Here is a 24,159-nt window from a genome sequence, read left to right as displayed (position 1 = left end):
TGCTGGCGGCATTTTTCATGTCCCAACGGCCCGCGAACCTCAATCCACAATCGTCAGCTTGGCAATCGCCAGCGCCAGCCACTTGGTGCCATGACGGCCGAAGCTGACCTGGGCACGTGCATCGTCACCCGTGCCTTCCACCGCCAGCACCTTGCCCTCGCCGAACTTGTTGTGGAACACCGCGATACCGGCCTTGATGCCGTGCGCGGGCTCGGCCTTTTGCTGCGGCACGGGCGGGCTGGCAAAGACTTCGCTCTGCTTGCCGCCCCAGCCCGAGCCCGAGCCGTATTGACCTCCAGCCCTTGACCCCCAGGCACCACCGGCGCCTGAAGAGGGCGCAAAACTGCCAAAGCCGCTTTGCCTGGGCGTGATCCACTTGAGCGCTTCTTCAGGCAGCTCGTCAAAGAAGCGGCTCTTGACGTTGTAACGCGTCTGGCCATGCAGCATGCGCGTCTGCGAATGGCTCAGATACAGACGCTTGCGCGCACGCGTGATGGCCACGTAGGCCAGACGCCGTTCCTCCTCCAGACCGCCACGATCCATCATGGCGTTCTCGTGCGGGAACAGGCCTTCCTCCACACCGCCGATGAACACGGCATCGAACTCCAGGCCCTTGGAGGCATGCACGGTCATCAGTTGCACGGCATCCTGGCCGGCCTGGGCCTGGTTGTCGCCCGCTTCCAGTGCCGCATGCACCAGAAAGGCCTGCAGCGGCGACAGTGTCTCGCCGGTATCGGCATTGACCATGGAGGCTGCCGTACCGGCCGGCGCCCTGAGCACCTCGTCCAGCAGCGGCTGATTCGGGTCCAGCCCCTGGCTGACGGGTGACTGGCTCAGCTGCGGCGCATTCTGCTGCTCGTCCAGCGGCATGGCCACGGCATCGCGGCCAAAGCCTTCCTGGGTCACAAAGCTCTCGGCAGCCGTGACCAGCTCCTGCAAGTTCTCGATGCGGTCCGCGCCCTCTTTCTCGTTGCGGTAATGCTCGATCAGCCCGCTTTGCTCTTCCACGGTCTCGATGATTTCACGCAGCGTGCGCCCCTGCGTCTGCTCGCGCAGCACATCGATCTGGGCCACAAAGCCCTGCAGCTTGGTGCCGGCCGCGCCGCCCACGGCGGTGACGGCGTCGCTCAGCGAGGTGCCGCTGCTGCGTGCCGTGTCCTGCAGGACTTCGATCGTGCGCGCGCCGATGCCGCGTGCGGGAAAGTTCACCACGCGCAGGAAACTGGTGTCGTCGTGCGGGTTCTCCAGCAGGCGCAGATAGGCCAGCGCATGCTTGATTTCGGCACGCTCGAAAAAGCGCAGGCCGCCGTACACACGGTAGGGAATTTTGGAATTGAACAGCGCCGACTCGATCACCCGGCTCTGCGCATTGCTGCGGTAGAGCACGGCAATTTCCTGGCGCGTGAAGCCATCGTTTCTGACCAGCTGCTTGATCTCGTCGACCATCCACGCAGCCTCGGCCAGATCGCTGGGCGCTTCGTAGATACGCACCGGCTCGCCCGGACCCTGGCTGGTGCGCAGGTTCTTGCCAAGGCGGTTGCTGTTGTGGCTGATGAGGGCGTTGGCGCAGTCGAGGATGTTGCTGTAGCTGCGGTAGTTCTGCTCCAGCTTGATCTGGTTTTTGACGTCGAACTCGCGGATGAAGTCCGCCATATTGCCCACGCGTGCTCCGCGAAAGGCATAGATGCTCTGGTCGTCGTCGCCCACGGCAATCACGCTGGCTGCCGACTCGTAGCGCCCGCCCACATCGTCGCCCGCCAGCTGCTTGAGCCACTGGTACTGCAGCTTGTTGGTGTCCTGGAACTCGTCCACCAGAATGTGCTGAAAGCGGCGCTGATAGTGGTGGCGCAGATGGGAATCGTCACGCAGCAGCTCGTAGCTGCGCAGCATCAGCTCGCCAAAATCAACCACGCCTTCACGCTGGCATTGCTCTTCGTAGAGCTGGTACAGCTCCACTTTCTTGCGAGTGTCGGGGTCGGTCGCCACCACATCGCCAGGGCGCATGCCCTCTTCCTTGCAGCCCGCAATGAAGTACATCAGCTGCTTGGGCGGAAAGCGCTCATCGTCCACATTGAACTGCTTGCACAGGCGCTTGATGGCCGAGAGCTGGTCTTGCGTATCCAGAATCTGGAACGCCTGGGGCAACTTCGCGGCCTGATAGTGAGCGCGCAGCAGTCGGTTGCACAGCCCATGGAACGTGCCGATCCACATGCCGCGCACGTTGTAGGGCAGCATGGCCGACAGACGCGTGAGCATCTCCTTGGCGGCCTTGTTGGTGAAGGTCACGGCCATGATGGAGCCGGGCGTGGCCTGCCCGGTCTGCAGCAGCCAGGCGATGCGTGTGGTGAGCACACGCGTCTTGCCCGAGCCGGCACCCGCCAGAATCAGCGCATGGCCCGCAGGCAGGGTCACCGCGGCCAGCTGCTCATCGTTGAGGCCGGTCAGCAGGGGCGAGTGAGAGGCGGGATTGGCGCCGGAATTTGCACCGTCTGGCGCGGAGTCAAGCAGGTCGATCGGGAACATAGCCCCCCATTGTAGAAATGCTGGCGACTCCCTTCGACTTGCTGCTGCTTTCGCGGCTTCATGCTCCTGAAAGAAAAGCTGCTTGCGCTTGATGCATATGGATTTCAGACATCTTCATATCTGAAATTAATGCATATCAAGCGCAAGCAGCTATCAATTCATTCACGCCACGGCAATCAGTGTCCGCCCGCACCGGGCTCGACCGTGCGGCTCGGCCTCGGTGCCAGCCAGATCGCACAGGCCGCCAGCACAAAACCGCCCGCGATGATGAACATGATCTGATTGGTGGCCAGCATCACGCTCTGGCTGGTGATGAGCTGATCGAGCGCCGACAGCGCCGCATCGGGACTCATGCCCGACTGCTGCAGTCCGTGCAGCACCTCGCCGCTGGCATCGCTCAAACCCACCAGATCCGCATGCTTGCGCGTCGTGCCGTTCTCCCAGGCCGTGTTGACCACGGAGACCGCGGCCGCACCCGAGAGGGTGCGCAGAAAGTTCATCAGGCCGGCGGCGTTGTCCATCTCCTGCGGCTCCACGCTGGCCAGCGCCAGCCCGGTGGTCGGTATGAAGAAGAACGGCAGACCCAGCCCCATGAACATCAGCGGCAGGGCGATGTCCCAATAGCCCATGTCCGTCGTGGCGAACGCGCGCCAGCAGGTGATCACGCCCATCCAGAACACGCCGCCAAAGATCAGCCGACGCGGGTCCACCCGGGCCGCCAGCCCCGCGGCGGCCGGCGCCACAAACAGCGCGAACAGCCCCGTCCAGGCCGTGACCAGACCCGCCAGCGTGGCCGTGTAGCCCATGAAGCTCTGCAGCCACAGCGGCGTGAGCACATTGACGGCAAAGAAGGCCGCAAATGCCAGACTGATGGTCAGCACGGCCATGGAAAAGCCGCGGTGCCTGAAGACGCGCAAATCCACGATCGGGTGCTCGGCATGCAGCTCCCAGATCATGAAGGCCGCAAAGCCCACCACGGCCACCACGGCCAGCACCACGATCATGGGCGAGGCAAACCAGTCCAGGTTCTTGCCTTCGTCCAGCATCAGCTGCAGCGAACCCACCCAGACGATGAGCAACATCAGGCCCACGGTGTCTATGGGGTTCTTGAGCAGCGGCTGCTCGTAGCGCCTGACCAGATGCCAGACCGCAAACGCGCAGACCAGGGCCACCGGGATGTTGATCAGAAAGATCCAGTGCCAGGTGTACTCGTCGCAGATCCAGCCGCCCACGATGGGGCCCAGCACGGGCGCGATCAGCGTGGTCATGGACCACAGGCCGATGGCCGCGGGCGCCATGCGCGGCGGAAAGATACGCAGCAGCAGCGACTGGGACAGCGGCATCAGTGGGCCGCCGGCCAGACCCTGCAAGATGCGCGCAAACACCAGCATGCCCAGCGAATTGGCCAGGCCGCACAGCAGCGATGCCAGACCGAACAAGCCCATGGCCGTGGCAAACACGCGCACCGCACCGAAGCGCGCCGCCAGCCAGCCGGTCAGCGGCACGGTGATGGCCTCGGCCACCGCATAGCTGGTGATGACCCAGGTACCCTGGCTGGTGGTCGCGCCCAGGTTGCCGGCAATGCTGGGCACGGAGACATTGGCCACCGTCATGTCCAGCACGGCCATGAAATTGGCCGCGGCCAGCACCAGGGCCGCCAGCCACAGCGTGCCCCCCGTCAGCGGCACCATGCCAGCGGCCATGGGCACGGCAGGCGCATCGGCCGCCGTGGCCGCACTTGCGTTGTGATCGCTCATGAGACGCTCACTGCGCGGCCGTGGTCGCCACGCCGGCTGCGTCGGCAGGGCCGCTGCGGGTGTCCACCGTCACCTGCATGGACAGGCCCACGCGCAGCGGGTTCCTGGCCAGCTCGGCGGCATCGAGCTGAATGCGCACTGGCAGGCGCTGCACCACCTTGATCCAGTTGCCCGTGGCGTTCTGCGCGGGAATGGCCGCAAACGCCGATCCGGAGCCGCCGCTGAAGCCCACCACAGTGCCGCTGTACTTCACATCGCTGCCGTACAGATCGGACTGCAGCTGCACGCGCTGGCCCACGCGCACCTTGCCCAGCTGGCCTTCCTTGAAGTTGGCATCCACATAGATCTGCTGCACCGGCACCACCGTCATCAAGGGCGCGCCGGCCTGCACGCGCTGCCCGATCTGCACGCTGCGCCTGGCCACCACGCCATCGACGGGAGCGCGCACCGTGCTGCGATCCAGATCGACCTGAGCCTGATCGCGGCGCGCCTGCGCCAGCTGCACCTCGGGATTGGTTTCGGCATCCGCGCCCTCGATCAAGGTGGCGTTGACCTGCTTGGCGCCCACGGCGGCTTCGCGGTTGGCCCTGGCCTGTGCCTGCGCGGCCACGGCCGATGCCAGCTGCGCCTTGGCTGCGGCAAAAGCGTTCTGCGCCTGCGTCAGCTCCTCGCCCGAGACCGAACCGCTCTTGGCCAGGGCCTGGCGCCGCTGCAGGTCGATGGTGGCACGTTCCATATCGGCCTCGGCCGCCGACAACTGCGCGGCCGCGCGCTTTTCGTCGGCCTCGCGCGCCGTCACTTGGGCCTTGAGGCCGCCATCATTGGCCACATAGCCCTTGACGCGGCGCGTGGCACGGGCCAGCTCGGCCTCGGCCTGGGCCAGTGCCAGCCTGGCGTCCGTGGGATCGATGCGCACCAGCACATCGCCTTGCTTCACGGCCTGGGTGTCCCTGACCAGCACCTCCAGCACCGTGCCGCCTATGGAGGGCGTGACCTGCGCCACCTCGGCCGCCGCATAGGCGTTATCGGTGGAGACGAAGCGGGAGGCATGCAGCCACCAATAGGCGCCGGCAACCGCACCGCCAAGCAGCACCACGCCAGCCAGCCCGGCCAGCAACCGGTTGCGGCGCTGTTCGCGCGCAGCGGGATTCGCGCTCACGGAAGAAGCGTTTTCAGTCATACAAAAAAACCTCGGAAATATTCATGGGAGTCACGCAAACAAGACTGCAATCACAGCCTGCCTGCTGAGGCAGTCGTCTTGCCCGAACCTGTTTTGCGCAAGTCGTGATTCAGTTCTGGAAAGTGGCTCAGGCCTTTGGCGTGGCCGCAGCAAGGGCGCCGGCTGACTCGCTCCAGCCGCCGCCCAGTGCGCGATGCAGACTGATATCGAGCGTCAGCGCACGCGACTGCACATCGACCAGCTGGCGCACGCTGGCCAGCAACTGGTCTTCAGCCGACAGCACATCGAGATAGCGCGCCAGCCCGCCCTCATAGCGGTTGCGCGCCACGCGATGCGCCTCGGTCGCGGCCGTCACGGCCTGCTGCATGACCGTCATCTGCTGCTGCAGAGCTCGCTGGCTGACGGCGTTGTCCGCCACCTCCTGCAAGGCCCGGTTGAGCGTGCTGCGGTACTGGGCCACCGCCTCGTCATAACGGGCACGCGCTGCCCCCAGTTGCGAGCGCAAGCGGCCGCCATTGAAGATCGGCAGGCTGACGGCCGGGCCCAGGCTGGCGATGCCGGAGCCGCTGCGGCTCAGCATGTCCAGGCCCAGCGACTGCACGCCGACAAAGGCGCTGAGATTCACATCGGGATAGAACTCGGCCTGCTGCGATGCCACGCGCGACTCCAGCGCCTGTGCCTGCAGGCGGGCCGCCACCACATCGGGGCGACGGCCCAGCAGATGCGCCGGCAACTGCTCGGGCAAGGCCCATTGCTGCTGCCACGGCGATTGCAGGCGCCCGGCATCGAGCACGATGGCAGCACCACGATCGGGCGCGGCTCCGATCAGCGCAGCAATGCTGTTGCGCTGCAACGCGACCTGCTCCTGCACCTGCGCCAGCTCGGCCTGCGCGGCTGCCAGACGCGCCTTGGCGCTGTGCACGCTGCCCTGGTTTTCGAGCCCGTTGGCATAGCGCTGCTCAAACAACTCGGCCGTGGTCCGGCGCACCTGCACCGATTGCTCCAGCGTCTGCGCATTGGCGGCCAGGCGCAGCAGCTGCGCATAGGCCAGGGCCACATTGCTGGACAGCAAGAGACGCGCCTGGGCTGCATCGGCCTCGCGCGCTGCCAGCTCGCCGGCAGCGGCGGCCACGGCTGCGCGCTGCTTGCCCCACAGATCCAGCGACCAGCTCAGGTCCAGCGTGGCGCGGCCGTAGTCATTCATGCCGCGCGGCGCGAAGGCCTCTGGCGTCAGATGGTTGTAGCTGAGCTTGTCCTCGCTGACCGAGGCGCGGGCAGAAAGCTGCGGCGCCGAAGCTGCTTCGCTCACACCCAGCATGGCCCTGGCCTGCTGCACGCGGGCTGCGGCGGCCGCCATATCGGGAGCGCCCTCCAGAGCCTCGGCGATCAGCTGATCGAGCTGTGCGTCGCCATAGCGCAGCCACCATTGCTGGGTGGGCCAGTCCATGGGCGGGACATGGCTTGCAGCCTGCAGAGTCTCGGGCACGGGCTGCGCCAATACGGCCTTGCCCTCCCATTCGGGAATCTGGGCACAGGCTGCCAGAACCGCCGGCAAGCCCAGAACCCACCAGCCATGGCGCCCGCGCCGAATCCTCTGCGGCGCGGCGGCTATGCATTGAGTCATGAAATACTTTAATAATAAACTGTACGGTACAGTATATATTTCCAGCGTTTGAGATCGCAAGCGCTACACTGAAAGACATCACAACCGCCCCAGGACATTTCGCCCCATGCGCACCAAAACGGAAGAAAAGCGACAAGCCATCATTGACGTTGCAGCGGCCACCTTTGGCGAACTGGGCTTCGAGCGCACTTCCATGTCCGAGATCTGCACGCGGCTGGGCGGCTCCAAGGCCACGCTCTACAACTACTTCCCGTCCAAGGAAGCGCTGTTTCTGGAGGTGATGTTCCAGGCCTCCGAGGCCGACTTCCAGAACACCATGCTGGCGCTGCAGACCGGCAATGACGATGCGGCGCAGACGCTGTGCAACTTTGGCCAGCGTTTCCTGGGTCTGCTGTATTCGCCGGAGGTGATGGCCGTGCGCCGCCTGCTGGTTTCCGAAGGCGGGCGCGCCAATATCGGCCAACGCTGCTGGGACATGGGGCCGGCGCGCGGCAATGCTGCCATCAACGCCTTTTTACAGCAGGGCATAGAGCGCAGCCTGCTGCGCCGCGCCGATACCGAGGTCATGCGCCATCATCTGCTGGCGCTGCTGGAGGCCGAGCTGCTGCCGCGCTTCATGTTCCAGCACCTGCCCGCCCCTACTGCGCAGGAGATTGTCCTGTGCACCGAGCGCGCCGTGGATGCCTTCATGCGGGTCTATGGCACATCGGGTGAGACGCAGGACAAGAGCGACTCTATAAGAAAATCCTTATAACCCTCATAACGATGTCTGGACATACGATTTGCGCCAGCGCCGTATAGAATCAATCACCGGGCCCAAGTTTTTTGAGGTCCGGTTTTTTTTGCCTGCTGCATGCCGGCACCGCCAAAAACCGGGCTCCAAGCCAAGCGCCTATCCTTGAAAATTGAGGTGGGTGAGATTCCCGCCGTGACCTTTTCCGGAGCTTGGAACCATGGAAATCTTCGACTACGACAACATTCTTCTGCTGCCCCGCATGTGCCGCGTGGAAAGCCGTTCGGAATGTGACACCAGCGTCGTGCTGGGCAACCGCAGCTTCAAGCTGCCTGTGGTGCCCGCCAACATGAAGACGGTGGTGGACGAGAAGATCTGCACTTATCTGGCACAAAACGGTTTCTTCTATGTGATGCACCGTTTTGACATCGACAACGTGGCCTTCACCAAGGACATGCAGTCCAAGGGACTGTTTGCCTCCATCTCTCTGGGTGTCAAGCAGCCGGACTACGAGACGGTGGACCGTTTCGTGGCCGACGGCATCTGCCCCGAATACATCACCATCGACATTGCCCACGGCCATGCCGAGAGCGTGAAGAACATGATTGCCTACATCAAGGCCAAGATCCCTGCGGCCTTTGTGATTGCCGGCAACGTCGCCACGCCCGAGGCCGTGATCGACCTCGAAAACTGGGGTGCGGACGCAACCAAGGTCGGCGTGGGTCCCGGCAAGGTTTGCATCACCAAGCTCAAGACCGGCTTCGGCACGGGCGGCTGGCAGCTGTCGGCGCTCAAGTGGTGCGCCCGCGTGGCGACCAAGCCCATCATTGCCGACGGCGGCATCCGCAGCCACGGCGACATCGCCAAGAGCATCCGTTTCGGTGCCACCATGGTGATGATTGGCTCCCTGTTTGCGGGCCATGAAGAATCGCCCGGCAAGACCGTGGAAGTGGACGGCCAACTGTTCAAGGAATACTACGGCTCGGCCTCCGACTTCAACAAGGGCGAGTACAAGCATGTGGAAGGCAAGCGCATTCTGGAGCCCGTCAAGGGCCCGCTGATGAATACGCTGGTCGAGATGCAGCAGGACGTGCAGTCCTCCATCAGCTACGCAGGCGGCACCAAGCTCATGGACATCCGCAAGGTCAACTACGTCATCCTCGGCGGCGACAACGCCGGCGAGCATCTGCTGATGTAGGCCGTAAAGCGCGACTCACCAGCGCGAAGGTGAACCTCCAAAAAAAGCATCAAGGGCAGCTCAGGCTGCCCTTGTTGTTTTCAGCTGTCCCTTTTTCTGCATCCTGCGCGCACAACTGATCTGTGATCATGGCCGCGATTGCGGCCTTCACCAGGGCTTAGCATGTCGTCATTCATAAAAGCTCCAGGGAAACAACGCCATGAACACATTGAAGATCGCAGTTCTGGGCACGGGCATGATGGGCCTGCCCATGGCCCGCCGCCTGGCCCAGGCCGGCCATGAGGTCCACGTCTGGAACCGCACGCGCGCCAAGGCCGAGCCGCTGGCTGCCGATGGCGCGAGCATCCACGACAGCGCGGCAGATGCCGTGCGCGGTGTGGACTTCGCCGTGAGCCTGCTGGAGAGCGGCGCCATCGTGGGCGAAGTGCTGTTCACGCTGGGGGTTGCCGACGCCATGCCCAAGGGCTCGCTGTTCATCGACATGGCCTCCATCCAGCCACGCGAAGCGCGTGAACATGCCGGCAAGCTTGCCGCGCTGGGCCTGCGGCATCTGGATGCCCCCGTCTCGGGCGGCACGCTGGGTGCGCAAGCCGGCACCCTGGCCATCATGGCCGGTGGCGAGGCTGCGGATTTCGAACATGCCCTGCCTGTCTTTGCCGCGCTGGGCCGTGCCACCCATGTGGGCCCGCACGGCGCAGGCCAGCTCGCGAAACTGGCCAACCAGATGATCGTGGGCATCACCATCGGTGCCGTGGCCGAAGCCCTGCTGCTGGCCGAACGCGGCGGTGCCGACCCTGCCAAGGTGCGTGAAGCCATCTCCGGCGGCTTTGCCGACAGCCGCATCCTGCAAGTGCATGGCGAACGCATGGTCAAGCACGACTTTGCGCCACGTGGGCGCATGACGGTGCAGCTCAAGGACATGCGCAACGCCATCGCCACGGCCGAGGAAGTCGGCTTTGACGCGCCCATCACCGGCCTGCTGGAGCAGCTCTATGCCGAGGGCGTGAAAAACGGCCTGGGCGACCTGGATCAGGCGGGCCTGTTCGTGGAATTGCAACGCCGCAACGCACTGGATTAAAAAAACCCGCGGGTTTTCCTGCAAGCCCTCCAGAATTAGCGCATAATTGCGGTCTCGCTTGCAGCGCAGGCGTTGTGTGGGGCTCTTAGCTCAGCTGGTAGAGCAGCGGACTCTTAATCCGTTGGTCGAGTGTTCGAATCACTCAGGGCCCACCAAATTTCTTCAGTCTGATTCTTCAGATTGATCCTCCGGATTTACTCCGGCGGGCTCTTAGCTCAGTTGGTAGAGCAGCGGACTCTTAATCCGTTGGTCGAGTGTTCGAATCACTCAGGGCCCACCAAAAATTTCTTCAGTCTGATTCTTCAGGTTGATCCTCCGGTTTATCCGGCGGGCTCTTAGCTCAGTTGGTAGAGCAGCGGACTCTTAATCCGTTGGTCGAGTGTTCGAATCACTCAGGGCCCACCAAAAATTTATTCGGTCTGATTCTTCAGATTGATCCTCCGGTTTATCCGGCGGGCTCTTAGCTCAGTTGGTAGAGCAGCGGACTCTTAATCCGTTGGTCGAGTGTTCGAATCACTCAGGGCCCACCACAATTCAAAAGCCAAAGTTCTCAGGAACTTTGGCTTTTTTCTTGGCCGCGCCCAAGCGCCGCCGAATCTGCAAAAGCATGGGCGCCGACACCGGAGCCGCGCCATATCAGGCATCATGCAGGCATCCCCGGGCAGTATTTGCCCACCCAAGACTCACTATGCAAAACGACCTCTCCACGTTCTGGCGCGGACCGCGTTGGACTCTGGCCATGCTGCTTGCCATTCTCGGCATGCTCGGCCCGTTCTCGGTTGACACCTATATTCCCGCCTTCTCGGGCATTGCCAAGGCATTGGGCGCAACCCCCGTAGAAATGCAGCAGACCCTGTCTGCCTACCTGCTGGGCTTTGCCTTCATGAACCTGTTTCATGGCGCCCTGGCCGACAGCTTCGGACGCCGCCCCGTCATCCTCTGGGGACTGGTGATGTTCACCATCGCCTCGGCCGGCTGCGCGCTGTCGCAAAACATCACCCAGCTGGTGATCTTCCGCACGCTGCAGGGCCTATCCACCGGCGCCGGCATCGTGGTCTCGCGCGCCATCGTGCGCGACATATTTCCGCCGACCCAGGCCCAGGGCGTGATGGCGCAGATCACCATCTTCTTCGGCGTGGCGCCGGCGCTGGCTCCCGTGATTGGCGGCTGGCTGTTCGTGCACCTGAGCTGGCAGGCCGTGTTCTGGTTCCTGAGCATCGTGGGCGTGCTGCTCTGGCTCATCAACGCCAAGTTTCTGCCCGAATCGCTGCCGCCACAAAAACGCCAGCCCTTCCAGTTCAGACCGCTGATGCAGGGCTATGGCATCTTGCTCACCGATCCGCGCTTTCTGCTGCTGGCCCTGGCCAGCGGCATTCCGTTCAACGGCATGTTTCTCTATCTGCTGTCGGCACCGGCTTTTCTGGGCGATATCTTGCAGCTGGAGCCCACGCAGTTCTTCTGGTTCTTCATCGCCACCATCGGTGGCATCATGGCCGGCAGCTGGACCAGCGGACGCCTGGCCGGACGCATCCCGCCCAAGCGCCAGATCCGCCACGGCTTTCTGGTGATGTGCGTGACCTCCATCATCAATCTGGTGGCCAATCTGATCTGGCCCGCCCATGTGAGCTGGGCCTTGATTCCCATCAGCCTGTTCGCCTACGGCTGGGCGCTGATGGTGCCCGTGGTGACGCTGCTGGTGCTGGACATCCACCCTGCGCGGCGCGGCCTGGCCTCCTCGCTGCAGGCTGTGGTGGGCTCGGTGGCCAACGGCTTTGTGGCCGGCGTGATTGCACCGCTGGTCATGCATTCGGCCGCACTGCTGGCCACGGGCTCGATTCTGATGATGCTGATCGGTCTGGTCGCCTGGATCTATCTGCACCACCGCTGGCCGGACATCGGCCGCCATGCCTCCGAGCATTAAAAAAGGAGCTGCTACCGCACGTCATTCATAGACTTCAGATTGGAAAGTATCTGAAATCCTTGAATGACATGCGCCAGCAGCTCTCTTTTCAAGAGCTATCCCAGCCCTGCACGGGCAACAAAAAGCCGGCTTCAAGAGCCGGCTTTTTTCATGCTTCGGGCCGTAGCCCGAATCAGCGATCAACGCTCGTCGCGACGCGGTGCGCGGGGCTTGCGCTCGAAGCTGCGCTCACCACCACGTTCGCCATGGGGCTGATAAGGCTTGCCGGCACCCTGACCAAAGGCAGGACGACGATCGCCGCCGCCGAAGCCGCGCGATTCACCACCACGAAAGCCACCTTCGCGGGGAGCACCGGCATGAGCGCCTTCACGGCCACCGCCAAAGCTCTTGCGACCGAAATCGCCGCCTTCACGGCGCTGGGCACCACCACCGAAGCCGCCACGCGATTCGCCGCCGCCGAAGCTGCGCTCTTGACGCTCGCCACCACGGAAACCGCCGCGATCGCCACCAAAGCTGCCGCGATCATCACGACGCTCGAAGCTGCGCTCTTGACGCTCGCCACCGAAGCTGGGGCGGCCACCGCCGAAGCCGCGATCACCACCACGGTCGCCGCCGCGATCGGCAAAGCGATCACCGCGAGGTGCACCAAAACCGGCGCGATCGCCACCGAAACGGTCACCGCCACGGTCGCCACCGAAACCACCGCGATCATTGCCACGGCCGCCGCCGAAGCTGCCGAAGCCGGACTTGCGGCCGTAGCCTTCGCCATCGCGACGACCACCGAAGCCACCGCGACCACCGGCGCCGCCGCCACGACGACCGTCACGCTCGCCAGAGGCGGGGAAACGCTGCTGGGGTTCCATGCCGGGAATGGTCTCGGCCTTGAACTGCTGGCGGGTATAGCCTTCGATGTCGAACACGCGGCGACGGTCGCGGAATTCCGCAAACGTCACGGCCACGCCTTCGCGGCCCGCACGACCGGTACGACCGATACGGTGGGTGTAGTCTTCAGCCTTCATCGGCAGGCCGTAGTTGAAGACGTGGGTGATGGTGGGCACGTCGATACCGCGAGCAGCCACATCGGTGGCCACCAGGATCTGCACCTGGCCGTTGCGCAGCGCCATCAGGCGGCGGTTGCGCAGGCCCTGGCTCAGAGCACCGTGCAGGGCCACGGCAGAGAAACCGTCCTGCTGCAGATCGTTGGCCAGACCGTCACATTCCACCTGGGTGGACGCAAACACGATGGCCTGGTTGATGCTGCTGTCACGCAGCCAGTGGTCCAGCAGCTTGCGCTTGTGCTGCATGTTGTCGGCCCAGAACAGTGCCTGCTTGATGTTGGCGTGCTTCTCCTGGGGCGTGGCAATCGTGATCTTCTTCACGTTGGCGCCGCCGTCATGCATCACGCGCATGGCCAGTTGCTGAATGCGGGGAGCAAACGTGGCGCTGAACATCATGGTCTGCTTGCGCTCGGCCGTCAGCTGGTTGACTTCGGCCAGATCGTCGGAGAAGCCCAGGTCCAGCATGCGGTCGGCTTCGTCGACCACCAGGAACTGCACCTTGTCCAGCTTGATCTGCATGGAGCGCTGCAGGTCCAGCAGACGGCCGGGAGTGGCCACCACCAGATCGGCGTTCTGCAGCTTGGCGATTTGCAGCTGGTAAGGAATGCCGCCCACCACGTTGGCGATGCGGATGCCGCGGCAGTGCTTGACCAGCTCGATGGCGTCATGCGCCACCTGCTGGGCCAGCTCACGCGTGGGGCACAGCACCAGGGCGCCGGGCACGGCGGCCTTGAAGTTGCGGGCGTTGGTGGGGTCCTTGCGCTTGTTGCGCTTGGGAGCGGGCTCGCCCTTGGCCGCAGCTTCGGCGCACAGGCGCTCGAATTCAGCCTTGGCGGCCGCATCGGCCACGGCACGCTGCTTGATCAGGGTGTGCAGCACGGGCAGCAGGAAGGCGGCAGTCTTGCCGGAGCCGGTCTGGCTGGAGACCATCAGGTCGATGAAGCCGTCGGCATCGGCACCTTCGCCCATGGCCAGGGGAATCGCTTGCAGCTGCACAGCGGTAGGCTGGGTATAGCCCAGGTCGGTCACGGCCTGGATCAGTTCGGGGGCCAGACCCAGTTCTACAAAGCCATTGGGTTCGTCGGCGGCTTGGGTTTCTTCGACAGCGGCGTCTTCCGCGTCCATGTCGGCCAGCATGGCGTCCAGACGGGAATCGAGTTCGGGAGAAGACAAAGCAATATCAGCAGCGGCCACTTGGCCCTGCTCCAGGGAGTTTTCTGTCATGAATAGCTCACGCAAAAAGCGACGCAGTCAGCGTGCTGCTCGCTTCTTTGACGGTTGGTTATCAACATCCACCGTCAGACTTTGACTGGCCCGTTCGCAAAACGGGGCAGATGGGTGTTATGGCTTGTCGTGTCGGCGCTGGGCAGGCCGTTGCACGCAAGTAAGAACCCGGTGTGTGATGGAGATGCGCAAAAATTACCCATTGATCGGGTAAGCAGTGCATTGTCGCATGTACCGGGTTTTCCCGCAAGTGGCAGGGCTATACCGACCCGCCACCGCACCATCAGACGCTGAGCAGTTGCTGGCGGTAATGCTGCAGCTCGTCGATGGACTCGTGCACATCGGCCAGGGCCGTGTGGCGCTGCGCCTTCTTGAAGGAGGTATAGGCCTCGGGCTTCCAGCGCTTGGCCAGCTCCTTGAGCGTGCTCACGTCGATATTTCGATAGTGAAAGAAATTATTGAGCTTGGGCATGTAGCGCTCCATGAAGCGCCTGTCCTGACCAATGCTGTTGCCGCACAGCGGCGTCTTGCCCTTGGGCACGTATTTGCCCAGAAAGGCAATCAGCGCGGCCTCCGCCTCGGCTTCGCTGATGGTCGAAGCCTTGACCTTGTCGATCAGGCCGCTTTTTCCATGCGTGCCCTTGTTCCAGGCATCCATGCCGCCCAGCAGCTCGTCGGACTGATGAATGGCGAATACCGGGCCTTCGACGCGAATCTGCAGATCGGAGCTGCTGACCACCACGGCAATCTCGATGATGCGGTCGCGGTCGGGGTTCAGCCCCGTCATTTCGCAGTCCAGCCACACCATATTGAGATCGGATTTGGGCAGAACCGGTGGGGTAGCGGCCACGGGGGCGGCGCTGACGGAATTCGTACAGGAAGCTTCAGACATGGCGCAAATTGTCGCCTACACTGCCAATACATGGCTTCCAGACTAGATTTCACATTGGCACTTTCGCTGCTGTTTGCGACGGCCGTGGCCCTGCAATGGCTGCTGCGCGTGTGGCTTGTTTCGCGCCAGGTGCGCCATGTGGCCACCCACCGCGGCGCCGTGCCACCGGCATTTGCCCATCGCATCAGCCTGTCCGCCCATCAGAAGGCGGCCGACTACACGCTGGCCAAGGCCAGGGTGTCGCTGGTCGACATCACGCTGTCGGCCGCCGTGCTGCTGTGCTGGACGCTGCTGGGCGGGCTGGACTGGCTCAACCGCTGGCTGCTGGAATTCATCAGCCCCGGCCTGTGGCAGCAGCTGGCGCTGCTTGCCAGCTTTGCCGTGATCTCGGCGCTGATCGAGCTTCCCCTGTCGCTCTATCAGACCTTCAAACTGGAGCAGCGCTTTGGCTTCAACCAGATGACGCCAGGCCTGTGGCTGGCCGATCTGCTCAAGTCGACGCTGGTGGGCGCCATCATCGGCCTGCCGCTGGCGGCCCTGATTCTCTGGCTCATGGGCGGGGCCGGCCCGCTGTGGTGGCTCTGGGCATGGGGCGCCTGGACGGCTTTCAATCTGCTGCTGATGTGGATTTTCCCCAGCTTTATTGCACCGCTGTTCAACAAATTCGAGCCGCTGGCCGATGAAAGCCTCAAGAGCCGGGTGACCCGGCTGATGGAGCGCTGCGGCTTTGCGGCCAAGGGACTGTTCGTGATGGACGGAAGCCGCCGCTCGGCGCATGCCAACGCCTATTTCACGGGTTTCGGCAATTCCAAGCGCGTGGTGTTCTTTGACACCCTGCTCAGGCAGCTCAGCCCCGGCGAAGTCGAAGCCGTGCTGGCTCACGAGCTGGGCCACTTCAAGCACAAGCACATCAGCAAGCGCATGGTCCTGATGCTCGGCGTCTCGCTGCTGGGCTTTGCGCTGCTGGGCTGGCTCAGCCAGCAACTCTGGTTCTACACGGGACTCGGAGTCTCTGTGCTGCTGGGTCCGAACATCGGCGTGGCTGCCGAAAACAATGCGCTGGCCCTGCTGCTGTTCATGCTGGCGGTGCCGGTGTTCAGCTTCTTCGTCACGCCGCTGATGTCCGCCATGTCGCGCCGCGACGAGTTCGAGGCCGATGCCTATGCCATGCAGCAGGCCGATGGTGCACAACTGGCTTCGGCACTGCTCAAGCTTTACGAGGACAATGCCTCCACACTCACGCCAGACCCATGGTATGTGAGCTTTTACTATTCGCACCCTCCTGCCGTGGATCGCCTGGCGCGCATGCCGGCTCCTGCAGGCAGCTTGTAACACCACAACGATTTCAGACATGAGCACACCCACACTGCAACAGAAAGACTGGTCCCAACTCAAGCGCAGCGCCCTGAACACAGAGCAAGTGCAAGAGCAGTTGGCAACCCTTGAGGGCTGGGAGCTGCTGGCCGGCAACGCGGCCATCAGCAAGACCTTCCGTTTCGTGAATTTCTACGAAACCATGGCCTTTGTGAACGCGCTGGCCCTGGTTGCCCATCAGCAGGACCACCACCCCGATCTGGAGGTGGGCTACAACCGCTGCAAGGTCAGCCTCAACACCCATGATGTGGGCGGCATCTCCGAGACCGACATCGACTGCGCACGCCGCATCGAAGCACTGCTGAATCCGGCCTGATCCTTATGGCCAAACAAGGACGGCGCCCAGGCGCCCAAGCAACAGGCGACACCCAGACAGGCCTGGTGGTCGCCAGCTATGGCCGCCACTGCGTGGTCGAGACCCCGGACGGCGAGCGCCGCATCTGCCACCCGCGCGGCAAGAAAAGCCAGGCCGTGGTGGGCGACCATGTGCAATGGCTGGCTCCCCCACCCGGCCAGGGCGATGAGGGCACGATCGAAAAAATCGTGGAGCGCCGCAACGTCTTCTATCGCCAGGATGACATTCGCACCAAGACCTTTGCCGCCAACCTGGACCAGCTCCTGATTCTGATAGCCGCCGAGCCGGTATTCAGCGAAGTGCAGCTCGCCCGCGCGCTGATCGCCGCCGAAGCCGCACACATCAAGCCCATCATTGCGCTCAACAAGATGGACCTGGAAGAGCCCTTCCTGCGCGCCTGGCAGCGGCTGGAGCCTTACCGGACCATGCGCGATGCCGCGAACGCTGCACCGCACTACATGGTGCTGCCGCTGTCGCTGGAAGATGCAGACGACGAGGATCGCGACGCCATCATCGGTCTGCTGCAAGGCAAGACCACACTGGTCCTCGGTCCTTCGGGCGTAGGCAAGAGCACCTTGATCAACTTGCTGCTGCCCGACGCCAGGGTGGCGACCAACGAAATCTCGCAGGCGCTGAACACCGGCAAGCACACCACCACCAGCACCACCTTGTACTGGGTGGATGAGGCACGCACCACCGCCATCATCGACTCGCCAGGATTTCAGGAATTCGGCCTCTATCACATTGCCGCCACGCAACTGGCCGCCTGCATGCCCGACATCGGCGCGCTGGCGGACCAGTGCAAGTTCTACAACTGCACCCATCTGCATGAGCCTGGCTGCGCCGTCATGGCCCAGGTTGAAGCGCAGGACAGCCCCCACTCCATCAGTGCCAACCGCTACCGGATCTATGGCGAGCTGTTCGATGAACTGAGTCAGGAGCCCCGCTACTGAGCGCGAGGCCAGCCAAGCCGGAGGGCCGCGCCATATGAGAGCAATTTCAGCGTTTGCCACGCAGCCATTCCGAGCCCGATGAGCGCCGGCACGAGTGCTCCGCCTCCGGGATTGGCTGCCGGCCACAACCCGGTGTTCACGTCATGAAGCCCAGAGTTTTACAGCCCTGTTTGCAAGCCGCCCTCGCCGTCGCGCTATATGCAGGCATGAGCCTGGCCTGGGCCCAGGACACGGACTCCGCCCCCAGCTGGGAGGACGAGCCACCCACGCTGTCTCGCTGGATCGAAGAAGGCTACAAGGCCGAGCTGAGCCGGCAGCCATGGCGCGCAGCGCAGCGCTATTGCGCGGCAGCACGCTATGGCAGCCTCGAAGCCCAATACCGGCTGGGCCGGCTGCTGTTGCTGGGGCGAGGCTTGACTCCCGACCCTGCCACGGGCACGACGCTGCTGGCCCTGGCCGCCCAGCGCGGCCATGAGAAAGCCCGCTTGCTGCTGGCCGGCAAGCTCCCCGGCGACCGGCTGCCCGACTGCCTGACCCAGGGCGATGCGCCCGCACAGGAGTTTCTGGAGGCCAGCCAGGAGGCCGTCCCCCACGAGGTGGTAGCCAGCTATGTGAGCAGTCTGCCCAGGGAGAAGCGACGCATGGCCGAACTGGTGCAGCGCCTCGCGCCACGCTTCTCGATTGATCCGCGGCTGGCACTGGCCATTGTGCGTTCGGAGTCGAATTTCGAGGCGCAGGCGCTGTCGCCGCGCAATGCTCAGGGCCTCATGCAGCTCATTCCCGAGACGGCCGAGCGTTTTGGCGTGCGCGATGCCTGGAATCCCGAGCAGAACGTGCGTGGCGGCCTGGCCTACCTGCGCTGGCTGCTGGAGCGCTTCGAGGGCGATGTGGCACTGGTATCGGCAGCCTACAACGCGGGCGAGAGAACCGTGCAACAGTATGGCGGTGTGCCTCCTTATGCGGAGACGCGTGAATATGTGCGACGCATACTCAGCTTCTATCGCGCCAAGCACCACGAGCGCCCGGCTCGCTGATGGAACCTTGAACAGTGCCCGGCATGCCCGTCGCACCTGAGCCACCTTGGTATGTGGCACTGCGCAACACAGGACTTCTATGACCCGCTGCGGCTTGAGCGCTCATGCACCAAGCTGCTGCCACACGGAAGGCGATGTCCGGGTGCTCACCCGAGCAGACGAGCAAAGGTCAGCAAGGCCAGCAGCAGCAGCCAGACCACGACCGATCGCCAGACCAGCCCCACCACACTGCGCAAATGAGCCATTTCCGGCTCTCGCCCCGGAGTGACATCGCTGCCCGTCCACTGCGCATCGTCGCCCTCTTCGCCGTCAGCCGCATCGCGGCGGCGCAAGGCCTCCCCCCCCAGGCGTACATTGATGGCACCCGCAGTGGCAGCCAGAATCACGCCATCGTTGTCATTGGGAAAGCGCTGGGCATAGACGCGCCAGTTGTCTATGGCCTCCTCAAAGCTGCCCACCATGGCAAAGGACAGCGCCGTCAGCCGCGCCGGCAGCCAATCGATCACATACCAGGCCTTGGCTGCGGCAGACTGCAAACGCTCGCTGGTCGGTGCCCGAAGACCTTCCGCCCCCTTGCGCGACCAGGCACGCGACAGATATTCAGCCATGCGGTAGAGAATGGCACCCAGCGGTCCCAGCCCCAGAGCCGAGAGAATCGAAAACCAGAACAGCACGCCAAACACATGACGGTGTGCTGCCAGCACCGAGTACTCGATGACATGGCGCACTACTTCGCTGCGTGGCACCTCGCTGGCATCGACCTGCTGCCAGTCGGCCAGGGCCTGACGAGCGGCAAATTCATCACCGGCATCGAGCGCATCGCGAATCCGCGTAAAGTGGTGGCTGAACTGGCGAAAACCCAGCGTGACATAGAGCACCGCGACATTCCACAGCATGGCTGCAGGCCAGCCTATGAACTCCATCAGCGCCCAGAATATGCCCAACACGATAACGCTGGGCAGCAGCACGGCCATCGCCCAGGCAAGCCAGCCATGGAGGGGCTTGCCCGCATCAAAGTTGCTGCGCACGGTCACGGTCCAGGCGCGATAACCGGCCTGTACCAGATTGGATCGGGCCAGCGGGCGCGCCTGTTCCAGCAGCAGTGCGATCAGGATGGCAAAAAAGCTCATTGCTTCATCATAGCTGCGCTGTTTGTCGACTTGTTACAACTGCTGTCTCAAGCCGCCAAAAAACGGTAAAGATTGCGCAACATGCCCGCTGTCGCGCCCCAGATATAGCGCTGCTGCTCACCATCCTGATAAGGCATGGCAAACCATTCGCGATCCACCCCCTGCCACAGCATGGCATGACGTTCATGATGCGCGGGATTGAGCAGATAGGACAGGGGAACCTCAAACAGATCGGCCACCTCTCCCGGATTGGGGAAATAACTGGCCTGCGGATGGACCAGCGCCACCACAGGGGTGATGTGAAACGCCGTCCCCGTCACGTAAATGGGCAAGCGACCCAGCACCTCGACATTCTTCGGAGCCAGTCCCACTTCCTCATGCGCCTCGCGCAATGCCGTGGCCTCGGCCGAAACATCCTGCGGGTCACGCTTACCGCCCGGAAAAGCCACCTGACCCGAGTGTGTGGACAGCCTGGCCGAGCGCACGGTCAGCAACACGGTGGGCTGCTCACGCATGACGATGGGCACGAGCACGGCCGCATCGGAAGGCTGCCTGGCCGTGATGCGCTTTTCCTGCATGGCCTCGGGCAGCCACTGCGGTGGCTGGGCAAAGCGCGTGCGCAGAGCCTGCGGCGTCTGAGCAGCCAGCGGCACAGCCGGCAACTGGCTATCAATGCCCAGAAGGCGAGCCTTGCGCGGATCAACAATGCCCACCACGGGGAGCGAAGAATTATCAGATGCAGGCATGTATGTGTTCGGCCAAACCCCAAAGCAAGAATCACGAACCAAGGCAGACATAAAAAAAGCCGCCACAGCGAACTGTAGCGGCTTTTACGGAATCACTTCCGATGCGTGTATTACTCGGCTGCAACAGCAGTCTTGTTAACACGCTGGGGCAGCTTTTCCTTGATACGAGCAGACTTGCCGCTACGCTCACGCAGGTAGTACAGCTTGGCACGGCGCACATCACCGCGACGCTTGACTTCGATCTTGGCGATCAGAGGAGAGTAGGTCTGGAACGTACGTTCCACGCCTTCACCGCTGGAGATCTTGCGCACTGTGAAGCCGCTGTTCAGGCCGCGATTACGCTTGGCAATCACCACGCCTTCGTAAGCCTGCACGCGCTTACGGTTACCTTCCACCACGTTCACGCTCACGATGACGGTGTCACCGGGGGCGAATTCGGGGATGGTCTTGTTCAGGCGAGCGATTTCTTCTTGCTCGAGGGTCTGGATCAGATTCATGATTTAGTCCACCTTGATCTTGTCCGCGCCAGAATTGGCAAGCGCCGGGATTGGCGCTATTGCTGCATTACAAGAACAGCCCGAAAGCTGTCCCGCTATTTCCTTGCAGCGGCCGGATAGAGGATCAAAGAACCTGCAATTATAGCTTGGACGCTGTTTTTGCCAAAAAACCCTCATCCTTGGCATTGAGCAGCCCCTGTTCGCGGGCCTGCTCTATCAACTCGGGCCTGTGCTCGGCCGTAATGCGCAAGCGCTGATCGCGACGCCAGCGCTCGATATTGGAGTGATGGCCGGAGAGCAGCGCGGCTGGCACCTCCTGGTCATTCCAGACTTCTGGGCGAGTGTAGTGGGGGCAGTCCAGCAAACCGTCAAGCGCAGGATTGAAGCTGTCCTGCTGAAAGCTGCCCTCATCGTTAAGCACACCGGGCTGCAGACGCGCCAAAGAGTCCAGCAGCACCATGGCTGCCAGCTCGCCGCCCGAAAGGACAAAGTCACCCAGACTCAGTTGATGAGTGACGTTTCTATCAATGAAACGCTGGTCAATGCCCTCATAACGGCCGCAGAGCAGCACCGCCCCCCGGCTTTCGGCCCAATCGGCCACCACGGCATGCTTGAGGGTCGTACCTATGGGTGAGAACAACACCACAGGAGCAGGCTCCGCCTGTTCCTGTGCATCGACTTCGGCGCGTGCCGAGCGAATCGCTTCGAGGCAGCGCTGCAGCGGCTCGGCCATCATCACCATGCCGGGGCCTCCGCCAAATGGACGATCATCCACACGGCGGTAATTGCCTTCGGCCCAGTCACGCGGATTCCACAGATGCACTGCCACCTGGCCCGAGCTGTAGGCACGGCGCGTCACCCCGCTCTCAAGAAATGGAGCGAACAGCTCAGGAAACAGCGTAATAATGTCGAAACGCATTGATATAAAAGCGATTTAAGCTACAAACCAAATAGCAAAAAAAGCATTCCAGTTCAATAATCGGGCTGCCAGTCGGCCACGATCTTCTTGCCGGCCAGATCCACCGAATCCACATAGGCATCGACAAAGGGTATCAGACGCTCCTGCTCCTTGCCGTCCTGTTCATAGCCCAGCACCAGAACGGTCTGCGGGCCGGTGGCCATCAAGTCCTTGACCACCCCCAGGGTCACACCTTCGCGGTTGACCACGTTCAGCCCCATCAGATCCACCCAGTAGAACTCACCATCCTCGGTCTTGGGGAAATGCTCGCGCGCCACAAAGACGCGGGCACCGCGCAGAGCCTCGGCGGCGTTGCGGTCGGCGACTTCAAGCGAGGTTGCCACGATGGTGTCGGCATGGAAGCGGGCCTGCTTGACGGGCAGCACCACGGTACCCGTGAAATGCTTGGCACCTTTCTCGGCAGGCTGCAAAAACCAGTCCTTGGCGGCAAACAGGGCCTCTGGGGCGCTGCTGAAGGCATGCACCTTGAACCAGCCCTTGATTCCCCAGGCATCGGCAATGCGACCGACTTCAATGGCATCAGCAGGCAAGCTCGTGGCTTGAAGAACAGGCATGTGGCTCATGGGATCAGCAGAAAATGCAGAATTTCAATAAAAAACGGGTCCCGTCAGGCAAGCCAACGGAACCCGCTTTGGTAAAGGTGCCTAGAGAGCGACCGCCTAAATTAGGCAGCAACCTTCTTTGCAGCTTCCTTGATCAGGCGTTCAGCCGTATCGGAAGTTTGAGCACCAACGCTCTTCCAGTAGTTCACGCGGTCCAGAGCCAGACGCAGGCCTTCTTCGGCGCCACGAGCGCTAGGGTTGTAGAAACCCAGACGTTCGATGAAAGCACCGTCGCGACGCACGCGCTTGTCAGCTGCAACGATGTTGTAGAAAGGACGAGCCTTAGAGCCGCCGCGGGAGAGACGAATAACAACCATGATGTTTCCTTCGGGTGGTTACAGCCAGTGCCATCAAAAATTTGACCAGCTGCGCAGGTTTTCTTACAGCGTTTGAGACACGCGACATGACCACCCGGCCAGCGACACGCCGTAAAACCGGAAATTATATCGAGTTCTGTCAAATCTGCCTATAGCAGCGGCAAATGAGCATGGTCGGCACAGAGGACTTCCTGAAAATGAAGCGCAATTGCCCTGAGCCCCATAATTGACGCGAAGGGAATAATGGACGGGTTCTTTCGTTTTCTGCCCGCGCACCAGACCATGAACCAATTTGTTCCCGCCACCACCCCGGCCCCTCGCCCCAAAAACAAGACGATTGCCTCCTGGCTGGCCTTGATCGGCGGACCGCTGGGGCTGCATCGCTTCTACCTGCACGGCCTTGGGGACTGGCTGGGCTGGCTGCTGCCCATTCCCACTGCACTTGGCATCTACGGCATCGAGCGCGTGCAGCAGTTGGGGCAGGACGACAGGCTGAGCTGGCTGCTGATCCCCCTGCTCGGCTTCACGATAGCAGGCTGCGCCCTGCGCGCCATCCTTTACGGCCTGATGGAGCAAGGAAACTGGAACCGGCTCTTCAATCCATGGATGGATGCCGACGCGCCTGCAGGGCGCACCCAATGGACCACGATTTTTGCCGTAAGCCTGTCCCTGATGCTGGGTGCCACCGTGCTGATGGCCAGCATCGCCTACAGCTTCCAACACTACTTTGAATATCAGGTCGAAGAGGCGCGCAAGATTTCACAGTAGCTGCAGCTCTCCGAACCAGGGAGCTCTCACCCACTCCGAAGCGGCTTCGGCCTCGCCGCTTTTGTAAGCAAAAGTCTAATTTTTCACCTACTGGGCGCAAAGCAGCGCCTGCCGATTCCACAGAACTCACAATGCCCAACTGACGAACTTCTTGCAAAGACTGCATCCAAGCAGTTTTCGCACTACAACGGCTTTGCTGCACCAGTCCGAAGAGGT

The 24,159-nt window shown here is 62.6% G+C and carries 21 protein-coding genes and 4 tRNA genes; 13 read left to right on the top strand and 12 right to left on the bottom strand.

Annotation, left to right across the window (positions count from 1 at the left end; genetic code table 11):
• Positions 1-39: 39 nt before the first annotated feature.
• The 4 genes from AAIL67_RS05350 to AAIL67_RS05335 all read right to left on the bottom strand — a co-directional run bounded on the left by AAIL67_RS05350 (position 40) and on the right by AAIL67_RS05335 (position 7,084).
• Positions 40-2,523 carry a UvrD-helicase domain-containing protein gene (locus AAIL67_RS05350; RefSeq protein WP_343483518.1) on the bottom strand — a complete coding sequence of 828 codons (2,484 nt, stop codon included), beginning with the start codon at positions 2,521-2,523 and terminating at the stop codon, positions 40-42.
• 176 nt (positions 2,524-2,699) lie between these two features.
• A complete protein-coding gene (locus AAIL67_RS05345) occupies positions 2,700-4,280 on the bottom strand; it encodes a DHA2 family efflux MFS transporter permease subunit (protein WP_343483517.1) in 1,581 nt (526 codons plus the stop codon).
• 7 nt (positions 4,281-4,287) lie between these two features.
• On the bottom strand, positions 4,288-5,460 hold the full coding sequence (locus tag AAIL67_RS05340) for an HlyD family secretion protein (protein ID WP_343483516.1): 1,173 nt from the start codon (positions 5,458-5,460) through the stop codon (positions 4,288-4,290).
• 127 nt (positions 5,461-5,587) lie between these two features.
• Positions 5,588-7,084 (bottom strand): efflux transporter outer membrane subunit, encoded by a 1,497-nt coding sequence (locus AAIL67_RS05335; protein ID WP_224649929.1) that lies wholly within the window; start codon positions 7,082-7,084, stop codon positions 5,588-5,590.
• Between the two features lie 106 nt (positions 7,085-7,190).
• Between AAIL67_RS05335 and AAIL67_RS05330 the strand changes: the two genes are divergently transcribed.
• The 8 genes from AAIL67_RS05330 (at position 7,191) to AAIL67_RS05295 (ending at position 12,014) form a co-directional block, all read left to right on the top strand.
• Positions 7,191-7,838 (top strand): TetR/AcrR family transcriptional regulator, encoded by a 648-nt coding sequence (locus tag AAIL67_RS05330; protein ID WP_343483515.1) that lies wholly within the window; start codon positions 7,191-7,193, stop codon positions 7,836-7,838.
• A 199-nt stretch (positions 7,839-8,037) separates the two neighbouring features.
• Positions 8,038-9,015, top strand: coding sequence for a GMP reductase (locus tag AAIL67_RS05325; protein WP_012837214.1), 978 nt, complete (start codon positions 8,038-8,040; stop codon positions 9,013-9,015).
• Between the two features lie 199 nt (positions 9,016-9,214).
• A complete protein-coding gene (locus AAIL67_RS05320; RefSeq protein ID WP_224649925.1) occupies positions 9,215-10,093 on the top strand; it encodes an NAD(P)-dependent oxidoreductase in 879 nt (292 codons plus the stop codon).
• A gap of 79 nt (positions 10,094-10,172) precedes the next feature.
• A tRNA-Lys gene (locus AAIL67_RS05315) sits at positions 10,173-10,248 on the top strand.
• 49 nt (positions 10,249-10,297) lie between these two features.
• Positions 10,298-10,373 (top strand) — tRNA-Lys (locus tag AAIL67_RS05310).
• Positions 10,374-10,422: 49 nt separating this feature from the next.
• Positions 10,423-10,498, top strand: a tRNA-Lys gene (locus tag AAIL67_RS05305).
• A gap of 49 nt (positions 10,499-10,547) precedes the next feature.
• Positions 10,548-10,623: transfer RNA gene (locus AAIL67_RS05300), tRNA-Lys, on the top strand.
• A gap of 158 nt (positions 10,624-10,781) precedes the next feature.
• On the top strand, positions 10,782-12,014 hold the full coding sequence (locus tag AAIL67_RS05295; RefSeq protein WP_343483514.1) for a multidrug effflux MFS transporter: 1,233 nt from the start codon (positions 10,782-10,784) through the stop codon (positions 12,012-12,014).
• Positions 12,015-12,193: 179 nt separating this feature from the next.
• On the opposite strand, the gene AAIL67_RS05290 is transcribed toward AAIL67_RS05295, so the two are convergent.
• A complete protein-coding gene (locus tag AAIL67_RS05290; RefSeq protein ID WP_003067821.1) occupies positions 12,194-14,296 on the bottom strand; it encodes a DEAD/DEAH box helicase in 2,103 nt (700 codons plus the stop codon).
• Positions 14,297-14,579: 283 nt separating this feature from the next.
• Entirely contained in the window at positions 14,580-15,104 is a 525-nt protein-coding gene (gene orn / locus AAIL67_RS05285; protein WP_003076776.1) for an oligoribonuclease, read from the bottom strand.
• Positions 15,105-15,218: 114 nt separating this feature from the next.
• Between orn and AAIL67_RS05280 the strand changes: the two genes are divergently transcribed.
• The 4 genes from AAIL67_RS05280 to AAIL67_RS05265 all read left to right on the top strand — a co-directional run bounded on the left by AAIL67_RS05280 (position 15,219) and on the right by AAIL67_RS05265 (position 18,904).
• The gene (locus tag AAIL67_RS05280) at positions 15,219-16,520 is read left to right on the top strand and encodes a M48 family metallopeptidase (protein WP_343483513.1); all 1,302 of its coding nucleotides are present in this window, start codon (positions 15,219-15,221) and stop codon (positions 16,518-16,520) included.
• Between the two features lie 19 nt (positions 16,521-16,539).
• Positions 16,540-16,878, top strand: coding sequence for a 4a-hydroxytetrahydrobiopterin dehydratase (locus AAIL67_RS05275; protein WP_343483512.1), 339 nt, complete (start codon positions 16,540-16,542; stop codon positions 16,876-16,878).
• Positions 16,879-16,883: 5 nt separating this feature from the next.
• The gene (gene rsgA / locus AAIL67_RS05270) at positions 16,884-17,870 is read left to right on the top strand and encodes a ribosome small subunit-dependent GTPase A (RefSeq protein WP_052052615.1); all 987 of its coding nucleotides are present in this window, start codon (positions 16,884-16,886) and stop codon (positions 17,868-17,870) included.
• 170 nt (positions 17,871-18,040) lie between these two features.
• Positions 18,041-18,904: a transglycosylase SLT domain-containing protein gene (locus AAIL67_RS05265; protein ID WP_343483511.1), complete on the top strand. Its 864-nt coding sequence runs from the start codon at positions 18,041-18,043 to the stop codon at positions 18,902-18,904.
• Between the two features lie 146 nt (positions 18,905-19,050).
• Here AAIL67_RS05265 and AAIL67_RS05260 read toward each other — a convergent pair whose 3' ends face one another.
• The 6 genes from AAIL67_RS05260 to rpsP form a co-directional block, all read right to left on the bottom strand.
• Complete coding sequence (locus AAIL67_RS05260) at positions 19,051-20,034, bottom strand: CobD/CbiB family protein (RefSeq protein WP_034356562.1); 984 nt, start codon at positions 20,032-20,034, stop codon at positions 19,051-19,053.
• A gap of 47 nt (positions 20,035-20,081) precedes the next feature.
• On the bottom strand, positions 20,082-20,780 hold the full coding sequence (locus AAIL67_RS05255) for a CoA pyrophosphatase (RefSeq protein WP_034356559.1): 699 nt from the start codon (positions 20,778-20,780) through the stop codon (positions 20,082-20,084).
• Positions 20,781-20,890: 110 nt separating this feature from the next.
• Positions 20,891-21,277, bottom strand: coding sequence for a 50S ribosomal protein L19 (gene rplS / locus AAIL67_RS05250; protein ID WP_343483510.1), 387 nt, complete (start codon positions 21,275-21,277; stop codon positions 20,891-20,893).
• A gap of 139 nt (positions 21,278-21,416) precedes the next feature.
• Positions 21,417-22,196, bottom strand: a complete 780-nt coding sequence (gene trmD / locus AAIL67_RS05245; RefSeq protein WP_034389325.1) for a tRNA (guanosine(37)-N1)-methyltransferase TrmD — start codon at positions 22,194-22,196, stop codon at positions 21,417-21,419.
• Between the two features lie 53 nt (positions 22,197-22,249).
• The gene (gene rimM / locus AAIL67_RS05240) at positions 22,250-22,819 is read right to left on the bottom strand and encodes a ribosome maturation factor RimM (protein ID WP_003067842.1); all 570 of its coding nucleotides are present in this window, start codon (positions 22,817-22,819) and stop codon (positions 22,250-22,252) included.
• A 101-nt stretch (positions 22,820-22,920) separates the two neighbouring features.
• Positions 22,921-23,175, bottom strand: a complete 255-nt coding sequence (gene rpsP / locus AAIL67_RS05235) for a 30S ribosomal protein S16 (protein ID WP_003058210.1) — start codon at positions 23,173-23,175, stop codon at positions 22,921-22,923.
• A 282-nt stretch (positions 23,176-23,457) separates the two neighbouring features.
• Here rpsP and AAIL67_RS05230 point away from each other — a divergent pair, with 282 nt between their 5' ends.
• The gene (locus AAIL67_RS05230; protein ID WP_224649920.1) at positions 23,458-23,943 is read left to right on the top strand and encodes an NINE protein; all 486 of its coding nucleotides are present in this window, start codon (positions 23,458-23,460) and stop codon (positions 23,941-23,943) included.
• Positions 23,944-24,159 lie beyond the last annotated feature (216 nt).

It is taken from the genome of Comamonas sp. A7-5 (assembly GCF_039581385.1).
GTDB lineage: Bacteria > Pseudomonadota > Gammaproteobacteria > Burkholderiales > Burkholderiaceae_C > Comamonas > Comamonas thiooxydans.
This window is presented reverse-complemented; position numbering and strand designations above follow the sequence as displayed.